Source organism: Flexivirga sp. G2 (assembly GCF_055397625.1).
In genome coordinates this window covers 1,190,922-1,210,954 of the sequence record NZ_AP039675.1, presented here as the reverse complement: position 1 = coordinate 1,210,954, position 20,033 = coordinate 1,190,922, and the positions used below count along the sequence as shown (strand labels likewise).

Annotated in this window: 17 protein-coding genes; 7 read left to right on the top strand and 10 right to left on the bottom strand. The window is 68.4% G+C overall.

What is annotated here, in order from left to right; genetic code table 11:
* Positions 1–84: 84 nt before the first annotated feature.
* Positions 85–780 (top strand): endonuclease NucS, encoded by a 696-nt coding sequence (nucS, locus tag ACZ50J_RS05950; RefSeq protein ID WP_464300349.1) that lies wholly within the window; start codon positions 85–87, stop codon positions 778–780.
* 13 nt (positions 781–793) lie between these two features.
* On the top strand, positions 794–2,335 hold the full coding sequence (locus ACZ50J_RS05945) for a gamma-glutamyltransferase (RefSeq protein WP_464300348.1): 1,542 nt from the start codon (positions 794–796) through the stop codon (positions 2,333–2,335).
* Between the two features lie 5 nt (positions 2,336–2,340).
* On the opposite strand, the gene ACZ50J_RS05940 is transcribed toward ACZ50J_RS05945, so the two are convergent.
* Complete coding sequence (locus tag ACZ50J_RS05940; protein ID WP_464300347.1) at positions 2,341–2,697, bottom strand: STAS domain-containing protein; 357 nt, start codon at positions 2,695–2,697, stop codon at positions 2,341–2,343.
* A gap of 197 nt (positions 2,698–2,894) precedes the next feature.
* Between ACZ50J_RS05940 and ACZ50J_RS05935 the strand changes: the two genes are divergently transcribed.
* Positions 2,895–3,518 (top strand): cob(I)yrinic acid a,c-diamide adenosyltransferase, encoded by a 624-nt coding sequence (locus tag ACZ50J_RS05935; RefSeq protein WP_464300346.1) that lies wholly within the window; start codon positions 2,895–2,897, stop codon positions 3,516–3,518.
* 306 nt (positions 3,519–3,824) lie between these two features.
* Here ACZ50J_RS05935 and ACZ50J_RS05930 read toward each other — a convergent pair whose 3' ends face one another.
* Both ACZ50J_RS05930 and ACZ50J_RS05925 read right to left on the bottom strand, forming a co-directional pair.
* The gene (locus ACZ50J_RS05930; RefSeq protein WP_464300345.1) at positions 3,825–4,253 is read right to left on the bottom strand and encodes a DUF2550 family protein; all 429 of its coding nucleotides are present in this window, start codon (positions 4,251–4,253) and stop codon (positions 3,825–3,827) included.
* 10 nt (positions 4,254–4,263) lie between these two features.
* Positions 4,264–4,533 carry a F0F1 ATP synthase subunit epsilon gene (locus ACZ50J_RS05925; RefSeq protein ID WP_464300344.1) on the bottom strand — a complete coding sequence of 90 codons (270 nt, stop codon included), beginning with the start codon at positions 4,531–4,533 and terminating at the stop codon, positions 4,264–4,266.
* 176 nt (positions 4,534–4,709) lie between these two features.
* Here ACZ50J_RS05925 and ACZ50J_RS05920 point away from each other — a divergent pair, with 176 nt between their 5' ends.
* The gene (locus ACZ50J_RS05920) at positions 4,710–5,486 is read left to right on the top strand and encodes a TerC family protein (RefSeq protein ID WP_464300343.1); all 777 of its coding nucleotides are present in this window, start codon (positions 4,710–4,712) and stop codon (positions 5,484–5,486) included.
* A 1-nt stretch (position 5,487) separates the two neighbouring features.
* Here ACZ50J_RS05920 and asnB read toward each other — a convergent pair whose 3' ends face one another.
* Positions 5,488–8,133 carry an asparagine synthase (glutamine-hydrolyzing) gene (gene asnB / locus ACZ50J_RS05915; protein ID WP_464300342.1) on the bottom strand — a complete coding sequence of 882 codons (2,646 nt, stop codon included), beginning with the start codon at positions 8,131–8,133 and terminating at the stop codon, positions 5,488–5,490.
* 90 nt (positions 8,134–8,223) lie between these two features.
* Positions 8,224–9,948, bottom strand: coding sequence for a ubiquinone-dependent pyruvate dehydrogenase (gene poxB / locus ACZ50J_RS05910; RefSeq protein ID WP_464300341.1), 1,725 nt, complete (start codon positions 9,946–9,948; stop codon positions 8,224–8,226).
* A 316-nt stretch (positions 9,949–10,264) separates the two neighbouring features.
* Between poxB and ACZ50J_RS05905 the strand changes: the two genes are divergently transcribed.
* Both ACZ50J_RS05905 and ACZ50J_RS05900 read left to right on the top strand, forming a co-directional pair.
* Positions 10,265–12,499: an acyltransferase family protein gene (locus tag ACZ50J_RS05905; RefSeq protein ID WP_464300340.1), complete on the top strand. Its 2,235-nt coding sequence runs from the start codon at positions 10,265–10,267 to the stop codon at positions 12,497–12,499.
* Between the two features lie 25 nt (positions 12,500–12,524).
* The gene (locus ACZ50J_RS05900) at positions 12,525–13,364 is read left to right on the top strand and encodes a hypothetical protein (RefSeq protein WP_464300339.1); all 840 of its coding nucleotides are present in this window, start codon (positions 12,525–12,527) and stop codon (positions 13,362–13,364) included.
* Positions 13,365–13,367: 3 nt separating this feature from the next.
* Here ACZ50J_RS05900 and ACZ50J_RS05895 read toward each other — a convergent pair whose 3' ends face one another.
* The 3 genes from ACZ50J_RS05895 to ACZ50J_RS05885 are packed head-to-tail and all read right to left on the bottom strand — an operon-like array spanning position 13,368 to position 16,502.
* Positions 13,368–14,036 (bottom strand): YdeI/OmpD-associated family protein, encoded by a 669-nt coding sequence (locus ACZ50J_RS05895; RefSeq protein ID WP_464300338.1) that lies wholly within the window; start codon positions 14,034–14,036, stop codon positions 13,368–13,370.
* A gap of 35 nt (positions 14,037–14,071) precedes the next feature.
* A complete protein-coding gene (locus tag ACZ50J_RS05890) occupies positions 14,072–15,397 on the bottom strand; it encodes a uracil-xanthine permease family protein (RefSeq protein WP_464300337.1) in 1,326 nt (441 codons plus the stop codon).
* A gap of 49 nt (positions 15,398–15,446) precedes the next feature.
* The gene (locus tag ACZ50J_RS05885; protein ID WP_464300336.1) at positions 15,447–16,502 is read right to left on the bottom strand and encodes a saccharopine dehydrogenase family protein; all 1,056 of its coding nucleotides are present in this window, start codon (positions 16,500–16,502) and stop codon (positions 15,447–15,449) included.
* 71 nt (positions 16,503–16,573) lie between these two features.
* Between ACZ50J_RS05885 and ACZ50J_RS05880 the strand changes: the two genes are divergently transcribed.
* On the top strand, positions 16,574–17,530 hold the full coding sequence (locus ACZ50J_RS05880) for a GlxA family transcriptional regulator (protein WP_464300335.1): 957 nt from the start codon (positions 16,574–16,576) through the stop codon (positions 17,528–17,530).
* 76 nt (positions 17,531–17,606) lie between these two features.
* Here the strand turns inward: ACZ50J_RS05880 and atpD are convergent, their stop codons facing one another.
* Both atpD and ACZ50J_RS05870 read right to left on the bottom strand, forming a co-directional pair.
* On the bottom strand, positions 17,607–19,088 hold the full coding sequence (gene atpD, locus ACZ50J_RS05875; RefSeq protein WP_464300334.1) for a F0F1 ATP synthase subunit beta: 1,482 nt from the start codon (positions 19,086–19,088) through the stop codon (positions 17,607–17,609).
* A 23-nt stretch (positions 19,089–19,111) separates the two neighbouring features.
* Positions 19,112–20,026 (bottom strand): F0F1 ATP synthase subunit gamma, encoded by a 915-nt coding sequence (locus ACZ50J_RS05870; RefSeq protein ID WP_464300333.1) that lies wholly within the window; start codon positions 20,024–20,026, stop codon positions 19,112–19,114.
* Between the last annotated feature and the right edge of the window lie 7 nt (positions 20,027–20,033).

Sequence of the window (20,033 nt, the reverse complement as noted above, 5' to 3'; positions counted from 1 at the left end):
CAGTGTCTCAGCCGAGCGCGCTCCCCCGGCACCGGTCCCCACGCCGTGGGACGGACGCCGGCGGTATGACTACGCTGGGTCGCCGTGCGTGTTGTGATTGCCCGGTGCAGCGTCGACTACGTCGGCCGACTGACCGCCCACCTGCCCTTGGCGACCCGACTGCTGATGGTGAAGGCCGACGGCTCGGTGCTGATCCACAGTGACGGCGGCTCCTACAAGCCGTTGAACTGGATGTCGCCGCCGTGTTCGATGGCGCAGATCGATCCAACCGAGGACGAGGCCGAGGAAGGCGTGCAACTCGTCTGGTCCGTCCAGCACGCGAAGTCCGAGGATCGGCTGCACGTGCGCATCCACGAGTTGCTGCATGATTCCAGCCACGACCTCGGCGTCGATCCCGGGTTGATCAAGGACGGTGTCGAGGCCCAGCTGCAGGCCCTACTGGCCGAGAACATCACCACGCTCGGCGACGGCTACACGCTGATCCGCCGGGAGTACATGACCGCGATCGGGCCGGTCGACATCATGTGCCGTGACGCGGACGGATCCACCGTCGCCGTCGAGCTCAAGCGCCGCGGCGACATCGACGGCGTCGAGCAACTGACCCGCTATCTGGAGCTGCTCAACCGCGACCCCCACCTGGCGCCGGTGAGCGGTGTGTTCGCAGCGCAGCAGATCAAGCCACAGGCCAAGGTGCTCGCCGAGGATCGTGGGATCCGTTGCGTCACCTTGGATTACGAAGCCCTCAAGGGCATGGACGACGCAGACTCGCGCTTGTTCTAAGAGAATGGCGGTCATGTCCGACTCTTCCGCACCCTCGAGCATGACGCGCGCCGCCATCGCCGCACCGAACGCCCTGGCCGCGCAGGCCGGTATGGACGTGATCGCTCTCGGCGGCACCGCAGTGGACGCAGCCATCGCCGCACATGCCGTCACGTACGTCACGGAGCCGGGCATCGTGAGCGCCCTGGGCGGCGCCTTCGTCAACGTGTGGCCGGCCGGTGGGGAGCCGCAGGTCATCGACGGCAACTGCGAGATGCCGGGTCGGTCCGCCGGACCGGACCGTTTCGGGTCGGGGCTGCGCGCCATACATCTGGAGTATGGCGGTGGCATCACCATCAATGCCGGCGCCGGATCGGCAGCGACACCAGGCTCTTTCGCGGCATACGAGATGGCACACGAGATGTTCGGGCGGGCGAGCTGGCGCGACATCCTGGCACCGGCCATCTCCGCCGCCCGCGAGGGTTTCGTGCTCGGCCCGGCCGCCGGGCACTACCTGCAGCTGACCGGCCGGCACCTCTGGTCCTTCGACGAGGAGACCAGGGCACAGCATTTCGACGGCGACGAACCAGCCGGACCTGGCACCCGGATGGTCAACTCCGCCCTCGCGAACACGTTCGAAACCGTTGCACAGCAAGGAGTTTCAGAGCTCTACACCGGTGACCTCGGCGTCGCGATCGCCGACCACGTCACGGAGCAGGGTGGGCTGCTCGGCCGCGAGGACCTGGCGACATACCGGCCCGTATGCCGGCCGGCCTCCCGCGCCATCGTCGGCGACTGGGACGTCGCGCTCAATCCGCCGCCGTCGATCGGCGGCCCTGTCCTGACCGCGATGCTGCGCCTGGTCGCCGACCGCGGCATGGGTCCGTCGGAGCTGATCGAGATCCAGTCGATGGTCCTCGGCTACCGAGCCGAGCATCTGGATCGCGCGACCGACCTGCGCACTGCCGGCGCCGAGTTGCTGCTCGCCCTCGAGACGACCGGCCTCGAGTCGATGCCGACGAGCAAGGACACCGCACACGTCTCGGTCGTGGACAGCGACGGAAACGCTTGTGCCATCACGACATCCGCGGGGTACTCGTCAGGCGTGACCGTCCCGGGCACCGGGCTGGTGCTCAACAACTGCCTCGGCGAGCCGGAGCTCAATCGCCTCGGCTTGCACGCCCTGCCACCCGGCACCCGGCTCGCGTCCAACATGTCGCCGGTGACCGCGCACAGCTCGGCCGGTATGACGCTCGCCATCGGCACGCCGGGGGCTGACCGCATCACCACCGCGCTGACCCAGGTCATCGGTCGCCACGCCCTCGGCGGTGAGGACCTGCAGGCCTCGATCGACGCACCGCGACTGCACGTCGAGTTGGGGGCCGACGGTCCACGGGTTCACTACGAGCCGGATGATGCGACGGCAGCCGCGATCGAGCAGATCGGAGCGACGGCCGTGCCACACGGCGCGCTGGACATGTATTTCGGTGGTGTGGGTGCGGCGTACGGCACCGACGCCGGCGAACTCGGCGCAGCAGGAGACCCGCGACGGGCCGCCGCCACCGCCGTGAGCTGACCGGTTCAGGCAGGCAGGATGACCGGCTGCGGCAGGCGCTGCACGGACAACGGGATGATGCGATGCAGGCCGGTCGCCCGCATCAGCCGCTCCAGGCGCATCGACGCGTCGGCCAGCACGAGACGACGGCCCGCGCGCTGCGCGCGGTGATGGGCGCCGACGATGACACCGAGCCCGGTCGCGTCACCGATCTCGGCCTCGCCGAGATGGACGACCAGATCACCGAAACCGTCGTCGATCGCCCGCCCGAGTGCCTGGCGCACGTCGGCGACCGTGTGCACATTGAGCTCGCCGGTCACCGACAACTCCGCCCCCAAGCGGAGCACGTCGATCCGTGCCTCATTGTTTCCGAACCGCGTCATCGTTCCGCCACCTTCCCCGTCAGGGTGTCTGAACGTCCTTGTGAGCAGCACGCAGTTTGCTGCTTACGACAGTATTGACGCACGGAAAAGCGAATTCGTTGCCGAGCCCGAGGTCACGTTTCAGTAAACGAGCCCGCTCGGCTCGCGACGGTATGGCGGCGGCCGGTCGATTCCCCGGTCGGCGCAGAATGGACCCCATGGTCATTCTGAGCCGCATCTACACGCGCACCGGCGACGCCGGCACCACCGCCCTCGGCGACTTCAGCCGGACCAGCAAGAACGATCCGCGACTGACGGCGTATGCCGAGACCGACGAGACGAACAGCGTCATCGGCGTGGCCATCGCCGCGGGCGGCCTGCGGGACGACCTGGTCACGATGTTGCACCGCGTCCAGAACGAACTCTTCGACGTGGGCGCGGACCTGTGCACGCCGCTGGCCGCCGACCCCGAGTTCCCGCCGCTGCGCGTCAAGCAACCGTGGATCGACGACCTGGAGTCCGATTGCGACCGCCTGAACGACGAGGTGGAGACGCTGCGCTCGTTCATCCTGCCCGGCGGCAGCATCGGCGCCGCGCACCTGCACGTCGCCCGCACGGTCGCTCGTCGCGCCGAGCGCGCCGCGTGGCTGGCCATCGAGACGTATGGCGACACCGAGGCAGCCGCGGGCAGCGAGAAGGGCACCGGTGGGGTCAACCCGCTCACCGCGCAGTACCTGAACCGGCTCTCCGACCTGCTCTTCCTGGCTGCCCGCGTCGCGAACCTGCCCGGCGGTGATGTGCTGTGGCAGCCCGGCGGCGGCCGCGAGGAACGCCAGCAGTAGCCCGGCATACCGCCGACTGACGCAGTTCTCGCCGACTGACGCACTTGCACAGGCGTCAGTCGGCACCAAATGCGTCAGTCGACGGGAGGCCTGTGGACAGCGATCGGAGTCGCCCGGTGAGTCACTCAGCCGCGCGCATCTACGAGCTGGTATTACCCCAGCCACAACTGCAAGTTCAACTGGTCGACGACGGCGGATGCTTCGGTTGGTCCGACTTCGGCTGGCCAGGACTCAAGGGCGAGTTCGACGGCAAACTGAAATACGACGTGCCGTCACTCGGTACCAAATACGTCAGTCGGGGAAGGGCTAGGCGACGTTGGCGTTGAGGCCCGGTGGCGCGGACTCCGACCAGGAACGCAACGCCGTGTAGTCGCCCGGTGCGATGGCGATCAAGAACGTCTCCGCGCCGATCGCGCACTCGACCTGCACCGGATCGATGATCGCGATCGGCTTGTTGCGGGTGAGCGGGGTGGGCGCGCCGAGCTGCAGCTCGCCGCGGGGCCATACCGAACGGGGCCGAACGCCGACGCCCATCACCGCGAACAGTTGCACGCTGTCGGTGCTGAAGCGGGTCATGGACAGCTTCCAGCCGTCGCCGCGCCGGACCGCCACCATGGCGAGCGGCTCACCGCGCGCGATCAGCCGACGGCGGATCACCAGGGCTGCCAGCCCGAGCACGACCAGCAGGAGAAGACACGCGAGACCGACTGCCGCCCAGTCGATCGTCGCGATCATTCGTGCTCCTTCAGGCCCCGAGGCCGGCGGCGTCGACGCGCTCGGCGACGAGCGTGACCTTGTCGTTGTCGACCGACATGAAGCCGCCGTCGATGGTCACCGTCTCGCGCTGCCCGTCGATCGGGTCGACCAGGACGTCACCGTTGCCGAGCACCGCGAGCATCGGCTCGTGACCGGGCAGAATGCCGATCTCGCCCTCGACGGTGCGGGCGGACAGCTGGCGTGCGTCACCCGACCACACGATGCGGTCCGGGGCGACGATTTCTACCTGCAGGCTCACGGGGAGTCAGCTCCTTGAGATGTACGGCGAAGAATCCACCGGACAGGACGGGTGGATCCTGCACCCAAGCTTACCGGGCGCCCATGGGTGCTCGGTGCACGATCCCTGGGATCGACCTGTCCGATCGACCCGCCGACCCGGAACCAGTCCGGGGCGAGCGGCGTTGAACAGACCCCATGGCCTTTCTGACCAGCCCCGACCTGTGGGTCGCATTCCTGACCTTGTTCGCCCTCGAGCTCGTGCTCGGCATCGACAATGTGGTCTTCATCTCGATCCTGACCGGCCGGTTGCCGGAACGGCAGCGTGCCCGCGCACGCACCGTCGGCCTCGCCCTCGCGCTGCTGATGCGCATCGTGCTGCTGGCGGTCGCATCCTGGATCATCGGCCTGACCGCCACGATCGTCGCGCTCGGCGACGCCGACGCGTTCCACCTGTCCGGCCGCGACCTGATCCTGCTGGCCGGTGGTCTCTTCCTGGTCTACAAGGCGGTCACCGAGATCCACGAGAAGCTCGAGGGCGCCGGCGAGGAGCCCGGCGATCAGCCGGTCGGCGCGACCGCCACCTTCGCCCGGGTCATCGTGCAGATCCTGCTGCTCGACGCGGTGTTCTCGCTCGACTCGGTCATCACCGCGGTCGGCATGGTCGACCAGCTCGGGATCATGATCGCCGCGGTCACCCTGTCGATCGGACTGATGATGGTCTTCGCCGGCCGGATCAGCGCGTTCGTCAACCGTCACCCCACGGTGAAGATGCTGGCGCTCAGCTTCCTGGTGCTGATCGGCTCGACGCTGATCGCCGAGGGCTTCGACGTACACATCGACAAGCCGGTGATCTACGGCCCGATCGCCTTCGCGATGGCCGTCGAGGCGTTGAACCTCACCTACCGCAAGCGGCAGGCCGAGCGCCGGTCCGCGGCCGGTCAGGTGGAACGCGAGTCCGCACCCGTCGACTGACTCAGCGCTCGACGACGATCGCCATCGGGGTCTGCTCGCCGCCCTGACCCAGCGGGTTGTCGGCGAACATCTCCTCGAAACGCGTCCACGGCCCCGGGACGTCGGAACCGAGCACGTTGCGGCCGATGTCGTTGGCGTCCATGACGATCGTGCCCCCGAAGGTGTCCTTGTATGCCGCCGGCACCCGCTCGCGGATCGCGGCCGTGAGCCGGGCGGCAACGTCGTCGGGGTCCTTGGGTGCGAGCTTCGCCGAGACGTTCGAGGGGTATGCCGAGTATTCCGTCGGACCGTCGATCGCCCGGATGTCGCCACCGACCAGGTCGTAGAACATGCCGCGCTTGCCGAGCAGCTTGCCGGCGGCTCCGCCGGCGCTTGCGTAGAGCACGCGTGGCAGACCGGCTTCCTGGATGGCCAACTGCATGGTGAACGGCGAACCCAGGCCGATGCCGGCGGGCGTGCGGGTGACGTACTTGGACAGGACGCGCGCCGGGCGCCCGACATTGATGTCCCAGATGAAGTAGGACCGCCCCTGCGTGATCGCGACGATCTTCTCGGAAATGAAGTAGTACCAACGCTTTCCGGCCAGCTGAGCGGCATGCTCGGAGTCCGCGTCGAGCGTCTCGAAGAACCGGTCGATCTGCGCGAGCACGCGGGAGTCGAGATCGTCGTCGCGGCTGAACAGCTCGGTCCGCAACGGGTAGCGCCGGACGGTCTCGCCGGAGGCTGTGACCAGGTCGAGCTGCTTGCCCTCGTTGGGCTCCAGGTCGGTCTTGATCCGCGCGGGCTTGTCGTCCTCGGGACGCTTCTCGTCGAAGAACTCCTGCAACCAGATCTCGACGTTGAGCATCCGCCAGAAGACCATCGAGTCGACGTCGTTGGTGCCCTTGATCCAGCCCTCGAAGGCGTGCAGCACCTCGGCCTGGTCGAAGTAGGGCCGGTTCGCGAACGACTCGGAGAGGAAGATGTTGTAGAAGTGGTTCTTCAGCCGCATGAACCACTCACCCTGCGGGGTGGTGAAGCCGATCTTGTTGCGTCGGCGGTTGATCATGTCCGGCAGCAGGCCGCGGGTGGCGTCGCGCAGCACGCGCTTGTTCCAGCCGCCCTTGATGATCGCCTCGTCGGACAGGCTGAAGATGAACTTCACGACCTCCTTGTCGAGGAACGGCACGCGTCCCTCGAGCGAGAAGCGCATGGTGTTCTTGTCCTCGTAGCGCAGCAGCGACGGCAGCGAGCCGACGAACAGGTCCTCGATGAGTCGCTTCTTGAGGTTGCTGCCCTCGACCGAGTAGGTCTCACCGCTGTGCGCCGACACGAAGTCGTCGGCGAGCAGCTGGGTCATCGGAATTCCCTTGCGGCCCTTGAGTTTCGCCTGCAACTTGAAGCGACCGAGTCGGTAGATGACGTCGAGGCTCTTGGACAGCTCGGCAGCCGCGAGCTTCGCGCCCTGCGCCTTCAGCTGGCGCAGGTAGACGAAGTAGTAGGGGATGTAACCGGCCATCATCTCGTCGGCACCCTGGCCGTCGAGCAGCACCGTCACGTGCTGGGTCGCTTCCCGCATCACCTGGTACTGGGCGTAGGGGCCGGAAGAGATCAGCGGCTCCTCCTGAGTGCGGATGAAGTCGCGCATGTCGGCCTTGAACTCGTCGGCCGTCGGCTTGATCTTGTGCGCGGCCACGTGTCCGCGGCAGGTGTCGAGCACCGCGTCGACGTACTTCTCCTCGTCGTTCAACGATCCCGGGAAGACCGCGGAGAAGGTGTTCTGCTGGGCGCCGACCGACTCGGTCGTCGTCTCGTCGCCGGTGTTGAGCAGCTGGTTGATGATGACCGCGACCGCGCTGGAGTCGAGTCCGCCGGACAGCGAGGTGCCGACCGGGACCTCGGACTGCAGACGCAGGCGGATGGCCTCGATCAGCCGCGCCTTGTAGTCGGCCGCGGCCGCCTCGTCATACGGGCGCTGCTCCGTGGCGAGCTCGGCCAGCTCCTCGCGCAGTCGGGTGTATGGCGCGCGCTTCGTTCCGCTCGCGTCGATGGTCAGAGCTTCGCCCGGCTCGAGTCGCTCGATGCCATCGAAGAAGGTCTCGCGGCCGTCCTCGTGGATGCGGAAACGCAGGTAGCGGAACAGGGTTCGGTCGTTGACCTTCCGGTCGTAGAGGCCGGACGCGAGGATCGACTTGATCTCCGAGGAGAACAGCAGGGTGTCGCCGACCTGCGCGAGGTAGACCGGCTTGATGCCGAAGTGGTCGCGGCTGAGGGTGAGGCGCTGCTCCTGCGCGTCCCAGATCGCCAGGCCCCACATGCCGTTGAACCGGTCGAACGCGTCGTTGCCCCACTGGGCGAACGCCGCGAGCACGACCTCGGTGTCGGAGTCGGTCGTGAATTCGTGGCTGAGCCCCTTCAGCTCCTCGCGCAGCGGGAGGTAGTTGTAGACCTCACCGTTGTAGACGATCGTGTAGCGGCCGTCGGGGGTGGTCATCGGCTGCTGGCCGTGCGCCACGTCGATGATCGACAGGCGACGGTGGCCGAGGCCGGTCGGCCCGTCGGTGAACGTGCCCTCGCCGTCGGGGCCGCGGTGCGCCTGGCATTCGTTCATCTTCTGCAACAGCGCTGCGTTGCCACCTGGGCCGAAGTACCCGACGATTCCACACATGCGGGCCAGCTTATTTGTCCGGAGCGGTGCCGACCCAATCGACCCTTCGAGACGCCGCTCGTCCCTCACGGCTCCTCAGGGCACGCTCGGTCAGAGTTGCCCGAGGTTGGTGCGTGCCAGCTCGACGATCTCGCTGCCGCGGCCGGACAGCACCGTGCGGGTCGCGTAGAGCGTGAAGCCCTTGACCTGCGCCAGGGTGATCTTCGGCGGCAACGACAGCTCCTGCCGGGCGACGCGCAGATCGACCAGCGCCGGCCCGTCATACGCGAGCGCCTCCTTGACGGTGGCCTCGACGTCCGAGGTCCGCTCGGCCCGCAGCCCGCGCATGCCGATCGCCTCGGCGATGCCGGCGAAGTCCGGGTTGTCCAGCCCGGTGCCGAAGTTGATCAGGCCAGCCTGCTTCATCTCCAGCTCCACGAAACTGAGCGCACTGTTGTTGTAGACCATCACCTTCACCGGCAGTTTCAGCTGCCGCAGGGTGAGCAGGTCGCCGAGCAGCATCGCCAACCCGCCGTCGCCGGCGAGCGCGATCACCTGCCGCTGCGGGTACGTCGCCGATGCGCCGATCGCCTGGGCGAGGGCGTTGGCCATCGAGCCGTGGTTGAAGGAGCCGAGCAGCCGCCGCTTGCCGTTCATCCGCAGGTAGCGCGCGGCCCACACGGTCGGCGTGCCGACATCGCAGGTGAAGACGGCATCGTCGGTGGCGAGCCTGTCGATCGTCGCGGTGACGAACTGCGGGTGCAGCGGCGTTTCGTTCGGCTTGCCCGGCTCGGCGAGCTCGTCGAGCTTGGCACGACGCTTGCGGTGGTGCTTCACGATCGTGTCGGCGAAGCTGCCGTCGGTCTTGGGCGTGATGCGGGATTGCAGCAACGGCAACGTGTCTCGGACCGTGCCGACCAGGGGATGCGACACCTGGACCCGCCGACCGATGCGCTCGCCACGCATGTCGATCTGGACGACGGGCACGTCGTCGGGCAGGAACGGCCGATAGGGGAAGTCGGTGCCGGCCATGATCAGCGCGTCGCAGTGCTCCATCGCCCGGTAGCCGGAGTCGTAGCCGATCAGTCCGGTCAGGCCGACGTCGAGCGGGTTGTCCCACTCCAGCCACTCCTTGCCGCGCAACGAATGCACGACCGGCGCCTTGATCGCCTGCGCGAACGCGACCAGCTCGTCGTGCGCCCCCGCACACCCGGCACCGGCGAGTATGGCGGGCCGCTGCGCCTTGCCGATCACGTCGGCCGCGGCGGCCAGCTCCTGCTCCCCCGGCACCACCGCGGACGTGCTGGTGCGGACCGGCAGCACGTCCTTGCCGGACCACTCCGCCATGAAGATCTCGCCCGGAACGACGATGACCGCGACACCGCGACGGGTGATCGCGGCCTGCAGCGCCTGCTGGAACACCACCGGGAACTGCTCCGCGCACGAGACCAGCTCCGCGTAGACGCTGCACTCGTTGAAGATCTGCGTCGGATGCGTCTCCTGGAAGTAGCCGCTGCCGATCTCCTCGCGCGGGATCTGCGCCGCGATCGCGAGGACCGGGGCGTGGCTGCGCCCGGCGTCATACAGCCCGTTGATGAGGTGGACGTTGCCCGGCCCGCAGCTGCCGACGCAGACCGCCAGTTCACCGGTCAGCTGCGCTTCGGCGCCGGCCGCGAAGGCACCCACCTCCTCGTTGCGCACGTGCGCCCATTGCAGGTCGCCGTCCCGCCGCAACGCCTCGGTCAGCCCGTTGAGCGAGTCCCCGGGCACGCCATACAGTCGGCGGACGCCGCTGGCCTTGAGGGTTCGGATGATCGAATCCGCAATCGTCGACATGAGGCTTATTCTGCGTCGGCAAGAGCGTCAGCAAGCTGCCGCCATGCCGACGCATCCCAAGCTCACTGTGCTCGTTCGGAATCAACTGGCCCGCCCCATTGTGTCCGCAACGCCGCACCGACACGGATTTGTCGAACTCACAGATTCATCGTGCCGTTCCGCCCGATTGCAACGATCCGAGCGGCATCATCGGTCACAGACGCGACGCGCACGCCGCCCGTTGGCTGGCAATCCACCCGGCCGTTATGAAATCGTGACCACCTGGCCATTGACACCGGCCATGGCAATGTCGTCGATCTGAGCAAAGGGTGACCGGGTGGCCACAGTGCTCCCTTCCAAGACGGGCGCCACTGACCACAGACGTGGTCCGGCGCACGGCTCTCACAGCGCCGCACGATCTGCACAGCAGCCGAAGGACCACGGGCAGCGCCCGGACATCCAGGGGATGCGCGCGATCGCCGTGCTCCTGGTGGTCGCCAGCCACGCCGAGATCAAGCACATCCTCGCCGGCGGTTACATCGGCGTGGACGTCTTCTTCGTCGTGTCCGGCTTCCTGATCACCGGTTTGCTCGCCCGCGAGGTCCGCTCCACCGGGCGGGTGTCGTTCTCCGGCTTCTACGCCAAGCGGGCCCGGCGGATCCTGCCGGCGGCGTCCCTCACCCTGCTGCTGACGCTGCTCGCGTCGACGCTGGTCTATACCGACGGCGACCTGAGCAAGGTCGCCACCGACGTGAAGTGGGCGGCGTTCTTCGCCGCGAACCTGCACTTCGCCCAGGGCGGCACCGACTACTTCGCAGCGGCCACCTTCGAGACCCCGGTCCAGCACTTCTGGTCCCTGGCGGTCGAGGAACAGTTCTACCTGCTGTGGCCGGTTCTCATCGCCCTGATGTTGTTGCCCGGACGGCGCCGCACGCGCGGGTCGGGTGCCGGTCCGCGTGCGACCCGCAACCGGATGGCTCTGGGCCGCACGCAGGCGCTGCGTCGGGCGGGCGTGCTGATCGGGTTGCTCAGCCTGCTCTCGCTCGCGTGGTCGGTCCACGACACGAGTGCTGCACCGCACTCGGCATACTTCTCGACCTTCACCCGCGGCTGGGAGCTCGGACTCGGTTCGCTGCTCGCCCTGACCGCGCACCGCATCGGTCGACTGCCCGACGCCGCTAAGGCGGTCATGTCGTGGTTCGGGCTGGCCGCGGTGCTGTTCGCCGCGATCGTCTACACACCGGCGACGCCGTTCCCCGGATCCGCAGCCCTGGTCCCGGTGCTCGGTGCCGCGCTGATCCTGGCCGGCGGTGTCGACGGGCCACGCTACGGCGCGACGATGGTGCTCGGCCTGCGGCCGATGCGCTTCATCGGCGACATCTCCTACTCGGTCTACCTCGTGCACTGGCCGGTCCTCGTGCTCACCACGGCGTATGCCGGGGGGCACCTGCGCATCCGACACAAGCTCGTCCTCATCGCCCTGACCATCGCGCTGTCCTGGCTCTGCTACCGCTGGGTCGAGACGCCGTTCCGGCGGACCAAGCGCCGTGGGACACATGCGACCGTGCGCTCCCTGGCACTGTGGCCGGCGGCGCTGGCGATGGTGCTCGCGCCCGCCGCCGTCATCTATCAATCCACCATGGCGCAGTCGTCGACGACGGCCGCGGCAGCGCAGAAGGTGGCCCAGCAGAAGGCCACCAAACCCTCCGCCGCCACGTCGCTGAAGAAGCAGGTGGTCTCCGCCAGCGACAAGGCGCAAGGAGGTCACGCACTGCCCGCGAAACTGGTGCCGAGTCTGCTGCACCTGTCGGACGACCGGACCGAGCCGAGCGATGCCTGCTGGGCGGGCACCCGCGAGAAGATCAAGCACAAGATCTGTCCGCAGGGCGACACCAAATCTTCGACAACCGTTGTCATCTGGGGAGATTCGCACGCGGCGCAGTGGCTTCGTCCGTTGAGCGTCCTCGCGAAGAAGCATCACGTGAAGCTGGTCCCGCTGACCAAGGCGAGCTGTATGCCGGCCGACGTCTACCAGCGTTACAAGGGCAAGGCCTACCCCCAATGCAAGCCCTATCGGGAGTGGGCGTTGCAACAGATCAAACAGCTGAAGCCGAAGCTGGTCATCCTCAGCGGGTTGCTGGACACTCCCCTGCTCGACCCGGACACCGGGAAGGTGGTCTCCGACAAGGAGGGCACGAAGCTGTTCGACGAGGGATCCAAGCGCACCCTGCGCAGCCTGGCCGGGCTCACCGACGAGATCGATGTCATCTCCGACCAGTCCCGGTTGCCGAAGGACGCGGGCAACTGCCTCAGCTCACGCAGCGCGAACCTGAGCACCTGCGCCAAGGCGCCCGATGACGTGACCCGGGCACGGGACGCCGTGTGGAGGGGCAACGCGCGGCAGAGCGGCGCCGATTACATCGACATGATGCCGTGGGAGTGCCACGACGACGTCTGCCCGATCGTCGTCGACGGCACGATCGTCTACCGGGACGACCATCACCTGACGACGACCTACGCAGAACGACTGCAGCCGGTGCTCGCCCAGCAGATCGACTTCGCCTCGCTCTGACACGCCGCCGTGACACCATCACGACATGCTGGCGTTGGTGGGAGCGGTCCTCGCAGCCATCGCGTATGGCGCAGCCACCGTGCTGCAGGCCGTCGGCGTGCAGCGGATGGCGGCGGTTCCCCGAGACGCGTCGTGGTGGGCCCGTGGCCGGGCCGGTTGGCTGTATGCCGTGGGTCTTGCGCTGGACGGCGGCGGGTTCCTCGCCAGCCTGGCCGCGCTGCAGTCGCTGCCGCTCTTCCTCGTCGAATCGATGCTCGCGTCGTCGGTCGGCATCACCGCCCTGCTGGCGGTGGTGCTGCTCGGTGTCCGGCTGTCCCGGCGTGAAGTGGGTGCCCTCGTCGTCATCGGCGTCGGGCTGGTCCTACTGGCGGCCGGCGCTCACGAGGGCCCTGCGCGGCACGTCGGCACGTTGGGCGGGTGGTGGCTGCTCGCCGGTGCCGGACTGGTCTCGCTCGTGTTCGCCGCCGGCCTGCTGGACCGCGACCGACGCCGCTCCTCCCTGGTGCTGGCGAGCGCGAGCGGTCTCGGTTTCGGCCTGACGGGGATCGTGGCCAGGATCTTCGACGCGTCGAATCCGTTGTGGCACACCATTTTTCAGCCGCAGTTGTGGGCCCTGATCCTCGCCGGCGCCGTTGCGCTGGTCGCCTACGGGTTCGCGCTGGACCGTGGCCGGACCACCAGCGTCGCGGCGATCACCTTTGCGACGGAGACCGTCATACCGGCCGGCATCGGGCTGGCCTTCCTCGGCGACGGCATCCGGTCCGGCTTCGCAGCGGTCGCAGTGCTCGGCTTCGTCGCCACGCTCGGCGGCTGCCTCACCCTCGCCGGACGCGCCGAACTCGAGCGGCCGGACCGGGCGTCGTGAGGATCAGCCCGCGTCACGTGCGGCCGCGGCCGCCCGCTCGACCCAGCGCGGGATGTCGCCATACCGCTGGCTCGGGATGAGGCGACCGGCCGCGCTGTCCTCGACGAGCTGCGCCATCCGTCGATCGCGGGTGGTCTCCTGCTTCGCGGTCAGCACCCAGTTGACGCACACCCGCCGGTAGGTCGTCGTCGCCGCCTCCCAGAAGGCCGTGGCCGCAAGTGACGCGGCGAGCTGTGCGGCATACGCCGGTGGTAGCTCGAGGGGCCCCTTCTGCTCGTGGGTGTATGGCGCCGCCTCCCGCCGCCGGGCCTCCCATGCGGCGAGCCCGGCCGGTTGCATCCGGCCGGCGGACCGCAACTGCTCGACCAGCTCCAGGTTGACCTTGCTCCAGTGGCTGGTGCGCTTACGCGGGGTCCAGCGCTGCCGCACGGTGTCGTCGTCGATGCGCTGCACCTGCGAGTCGATCCATCCCCAGCACAGCGCTTCTGGCACCGCATCGGCCCAGGTAAGGCCGCGGCCGGCGACGTGCTTCTTGGCCAGCCCCATCCACAGCTCGGTCGCGCTGTCGTGGTGCGCGGCGAGCCAGGCGCCGAACTCCGCGGCATCGGCGAAGAACCTCGCCGGGCGCTCCGGGGTGCCACCCATGCGTCCGGGTGTCGACTGCTGCGGCATACCACTCAGCCTGCCAGGTCGCGGTGACACCGCGGCTACTTCGCGAGGTCGACGCCGGCGCCGTCCAGTTCGACGGTCGGAGCCGGGGTCACCGGGTCAGGCAGCACACGACTCACCCGGTTGATCGCGCGCATCAGGTGGTAGGCGACCAGGACGGCCATGGTGCCCAGTGCGATGCCTGCGAGCTGAACGTCACCGATCGTCCAGGTGAAGTCGGCGATGCCGACGATCAAGCCGATCGCGGCCGGTATCAGGTTGATCGCGTTGCTGAAGTCGATGCGCGCCTCGATCCAGATGCGGGCGCCGAGCAGCCCGATCATCCCGTAGAGCACCACGCCCGCACCGCCGAGCACGCCGACCGGGATCGTCGCGATCGCCTGGCCGAACTTCGGGCAGAAGCTCAGCACCAGCGCACCGCCCGCGGCGAACCAGTAGGCAGCCGTCGAATAGACCTTGGTCGCCGCCATCACCCCGATGTTCTCGGCGTATGTCGTGGTGCCCGACCCGCCGCCCGCACCGGCGAGCGCCGTCGAGATCCCGTCGGCGATCAGTGCCCGGCCGGACACGTCGTCGAGATCCCGAGCGGTCATCTGAGCCACCGACTTCACATGGCCGATGTTCTCGGCGACCAGCACCAGCACGACCGGCACGAACAGCGCCACGACGCCGAGGTCGAAGTGCGGGCCGTGGAACGTGGGCAAGCCGATCCACGCGGCGTCGCCGACCGCGCCGAAGTCGACCTCGCCACGCGCACACGCCGTGAGGTAGCCCGCGACCACACCGCCGAGGATCGCCAGGCGGCCGACGATGCCCCTGCCCAGCACCGTCACCAGGCAGATCACCGCGACGGTGACGGTCGCCGTCCAGGGCGCCTTGACGTAGTTGTCCTTGGCGGCGCCGGCGAGGTTGAGTCCGATCAGCGCCACGATCGCGCCGGTCACCAGCGGCGGCAGCAGTGCGCGGATCCAGCCGGCCCCCGCGAGCTGCACGCTGAGGCCGATGACGGCCAGCGCAAGACCGGTGAGCACGATGCCGCCGAGCGCTCCCGCCATACCGTGGTCGGCCTTGGCGGCCGCGATCGGCGCGATGAACGCGAACGACGAGCCGAGGTAGCTCGGCACCCGGCCCGCCGTCAGCAGGAGGAAGATCACCGTGCCGACGCCGGAGAAGAAGAGCGTCGTCGACGGCGGGAAACCGGTGAGCAGCGGCACCAGGAAGGTCGCGCCGAACATCGCCACGATGTGCTGCAACCCGATGCCCGCAGTGCGCGGCCAGGTCAGGCGTTCGTCCGGAGCGACCACCTCCCCCGCGGACACCGATCTTCCGTCACCGTGCAGGGTCCATGAGGGCAGCAGGTTCACAGGAAGCGATCCTATGGCGTCGTACGGCGACCCGGCCCCACGACCACCGTCAGTTCAGGACCGCGTCCGCAGCACGCGTCACCCCGGCCGGATGCGCGGCGAGCGCGCCCAGCATGTCGGCGGCGTCGAACGCGCTGCCCGGGGCGAGCGCACCGGCGCCGTGGTGCCGACCGTCCAGCAGGCGCGCGACTCCCTCGACGACGATCGGCGCGGTGATCGCGTAGATGTCACGGCCGCTGACCGCCGACCTGCGCTCGCCGGTCGCGGTACGCACGACGGCTTCGACCACGAATCGCTGTGCGGATCGGCCACTTTCGTCGATCGAGGTCGGCGCGGCCGTCTCCGGGTCGCGGATCTCGGCCAGCGGCGCGGCCGTCAGGTAGGACGTCAACCGGTCGACCGGCAGGTGCCGATGGATCGTGATGACCTCGGAGAACGGCACCTCGACGACAGCTTGGTCGCCCAGCACGTCCGCGAAGTCCCAGCGGGTCGCTTCGGCATCGGCCGCCAACGGCACCAGCCGGCCGTCGCGGATCACCTGGCGGGTCGCGGTGTTCCGCTCCCCTGTCCGCCGAGTCCCGGCCGTCGGCCACCAGTGGTCGAGCCCGATCGCGACGGTGACCTCTGCACCCCGTGCTTCGCCGCCCCCGATCGCGTCGGTGACGAGCAGGTCGGCGAGTCCGCCGTAGAACGCCAGCGCCGGTATGACGCTCACCCCCGCCGCCTTGGCGGGTGCGTCGAGGGCGTCATACAACGCCTGCACCGCGGGTTGCTCGGCGGTGACGTCGACGTAGTGCGCCCCGGCTGCCACCGCGGCGGTCGCGAGCGGCAGCGCGGTGTCGAGGAACGGCCCGGCGCAGTTGACCACCACGTCGATGTCGGCGAGTGCCTCGGCCAGCGACGCCGCGTCCGCGAGATCGACGGTGCGGCACGGGAGTTCGGCCGCCGCCTCCCCGACCTCGCGGGCGGCGGCGTGCAGGCGGTCGGCATTCCGGCCGGCGAGGACGGGGCGGACCCCGCGCTGCAGGAGTTCGGCGATCACGAACCGTCCGGTGTGCCCCGACGCGCCGTGGACCAGGACCTGGGGTGTGCTCTGTTTCGTCATGTCCACCAGCCTGGTCGCCGCGCCGCCCGGCGACGAGTGGCGTGAACGACATGTGTCATATGTTTTCGGACATGCACCGACTCGCTCTGGTCATGCACGACACGGCCATGCTCTACGAGGTGGCGATCGCCGCCGAGGTCCTCGACAGCAGCCGCTACGACTTCGTGGTCGCCACCGCCGACGGGGCACCACACCCGTGGCTGGCCGGCAAGCCGACGACGTCGTATGACGCACTCACCGATGCGGACACGGTCGTCGTGCCCTCGACCGAGGACCTGGAGGGCGAGCCCGACGACCGCCTGGTGACCGCCCTCGGCGATGCCCATCGCAACGGAGCGCGCATCGCCAGCCTGTGCACGGGATCGTTCGTCCTCGCGGCCGCCGGCCTACTGAACGGTCGCACGGCAACGACCCACTGGATGCACGCCGACGCGCTCGCCCTGCGTTTCCCGGCGGTCCGGGTCCGGGCGGACGTGCTGTTCACCGAGGACGGCGAGCTGTTCACCTCAGCCGGCAAGACCGCCGCGCTCGACCTCTGCCTGCACCTGATCCGCACCGATTTCGGTGCCGCAGAGGCGAATCGGGCCGCCAAGCGACTGGTCGTACCGTCGGTGCGACCCGGCGGGCAGGCCCAGTTCATCGCCCCGCCGAAGTTGCCGGCGGAGAGCGCGGGGCTGGCTCCGACCCTGCACTGGGCGCGCGAGCACCTCGGGGAGGAGCTGTCCGTCACGGACCTCGCCCGGCGCGCCGGGCTGAGCTCCCGGCAACTGACGCGGCGCATGCAGACCGAGCTGCAGGCGACACCGCTCGAATGGCTGCACCGGCAGCGCGTGACGCGTGCGCAGGAGCTGCTGGAGACCAGCAACGCGAGCATGGAACAGATCGCGGCACGCTGCGGGCTGTCCAACGCGGCCGTCATGCGGCGCCACTTCACGCGCGCGCTCGGAGTCACCCCGACCGCCTATCGCACATCGTTCGCCGCTCCGCGCGCCGAGCGCCATACCGGGGCCGTGCCCCTGGACGTATGACGCCAGGCAGGCGAGAACCCCCGGACCGCAATGCGATCCGGGGGTTCTCAGGTGAAGCGGAGACCGAGTGGGCTGCTCAGTTGTCCTTCGCCAGCTCGGCGGCCTTCTTCTCGACGTCGTCGAGGCCACCGCACATGAAGAACGCCTGCTCCGGCGTCTGGTCGTAGTCGCCGTCGGCGATCTTGTTGAACGCCTCGATCGTGTCGGCCAGCGGCACGGTCGAACCCTCGATGCCGGTGAACTGCTTGGCAACGTAGGTGTTCTGCGACAGGAAGCGCTCGATGCGGCGGGCGCGGTTGACGAGGATCTTGTCCTCTTCGGAGAGCTCGTCGATACCGAGGATCGCGATGATGTCCTGCAGCTCCTTGTTGCGCTGCAGGATCTGCTTCACGCGGACCGCGGTGTCGTAGTGCTCCTGGGTGACGTAGCGCGGGTCGAGGATGCGCGAGGTCGAGGTCAACGGGTCCACCGCCGGGTAAATACCCTTCGAGGCGATGTCACGCGAGAGCTCGGTCGTGGCGTCCAGGTGCGCGAACGTCGTCGCCGGGGCCGGGTCGGTGTAGTCGTCCGCCGGCACGTAGATCGCCTGCATCGAGGTGATCGAGTGCCCGCGGGTCGAGGTGATCCGCTCCTGCAGCTCACCCATCTCGTCGGCCAGCGTCGGCTGGTAACCCACCGCGCTCGGCATACGACCGAGCAGCGTGGAGACCTCGGAACCGGCCTGGGTGAAGCGGAAGATGTTGTCGATGAAGAGCAACACGTCCTGGTTCTGCACATCGCGGAAGTACTCCGCCATGGTCAGCGCCGACAGGGCGACGCGCAGACGCGTGCCCGGCGGCTCGTCCATCTGACCGAAGACGAGGGCGGTCTGACCGAGGACGCCGGCCTCCTCCATCTCGACCATCAGGTCGTTGCCCTCACGGGTGCGCTCACCGACACCGGCGAACACCGACACACCACCGTGGTCGCGTGCCACACGGGCGATCATTTCCTGGATGAGGACGGTCTTGCCGACACCGGCACCACCGAACAGGCCGATCTTCCCACCCTGCACGTACGGCGTCAGCAGGTCGATGACCTTGATGCCGGTCTCGAACATCTGGGTCTTGGACTCCAGCTGGTCGAAGGCGGGCGCCTTGCGGTGGATGCCCCAACGCTCGTTGACCTCGAGCTTCTGGCCCTCCTCGAGGTTCAGGCACTCACCGGTCGCGTTGAAGACCTTGCCGAGCGTGCCGTCGCCGACCGGCACCGAGATCGGGCCGCCGGTGTCCTGCACAGCCTGGCCGCGGACGACACCGTCGGTCGGGTTCAGCGAGATCGCGCGCACCATGTTGTCGCCGATGTGCTGCTCGACCTCGAGCTTGATCTGCTTCTTGCCCTCGTTCTCACCGCCCTCGGCGGTGAGGTCGACCTCGAGGGTCAGCAGGTTGAACAGATCGGGCATGCCGTCGGTGGGGAACTCGACGTCGATGACCGGACCGGTGACCCGTGCCACGCGCCCCACGGCGCCCGGCGCGGTCTCCTCCGCCTTCGTGTCGAGAACGTTGGTCTCACTCATTGCTATCTCTTTCTGGTGGCGTCTCAGGAGGCATCCGCCAGAGCGCTGGCGCCGCCAACGATCTCGCTGATCTCTTGGGTGATCTCGGCCTGCCGCGCCTGGTTGGCGAGGCGGGTGTAGGTCTTGATGAGCTCCTCGGCGTTGTCCGTCGCCGACTTCATCGCCCGCTGGCGGGCGGCGAGCTCGGACGAGGCCGACTGCAACAACGCGTTGTAGATCCGTGCGTTGACGTACTTCGGCAGCAGCGCGTCGAGCACGTCGTCCGCGCTCGGCTCGAACTCGTACAGCGGCATCGGGCCGTCGTCCGGCACGCCGTCACCGTCGGTGTCGACGTCGCCCTCGACGACCTCCAGCGGCAGCAACCGCACGACCTGCGGCTCCTGCGTCACCATGCTGATGAAGCGGGTGTAGACGATGTGGACCTCGTCCACGCCCCCTTCGGCGCTGCCGTCGACGAACTGCTCGGTCAGGACGTCACCGATCTCCTTGGCAACCTCGAACTCGGGGCTGTCGGTGAAACCGGTCCACTCCTGCTCGAACTCGCGACGACGGAACTTGTAGTAGCTGACCGCTTTCCGTCCGACCAGGTAGGGGACGACCTCCTTGCCCTCGCCACGCAGCCGCTCGACCAGCTCGGCCGACTTCTTGATGGCGTTGACCGAGTAGGCGCCGGCCAGTCCGCGGTCGCTGGTGCAGATGAGCACCGCGGCGCGCTTGGGCTGGTCCCGCTCGGTCGTCAGGGCGTGGTCGGTGTTGCTGTGCGTCGCCACGGCGGAGCACGCACGGGTCAGCGCAAGCGCGTATGGCGTCGACTGCTCGACCCGCCGGCGCGCCTTGACCACACGCGAAGCCGCGATGAGTTCCATCGCGCGCGTGATCTTCTTGGTGGCCTGGACAGACCGGATGCGCTGGCGGTAGATCCGCATCTGCGCGCCCATGTTGTCC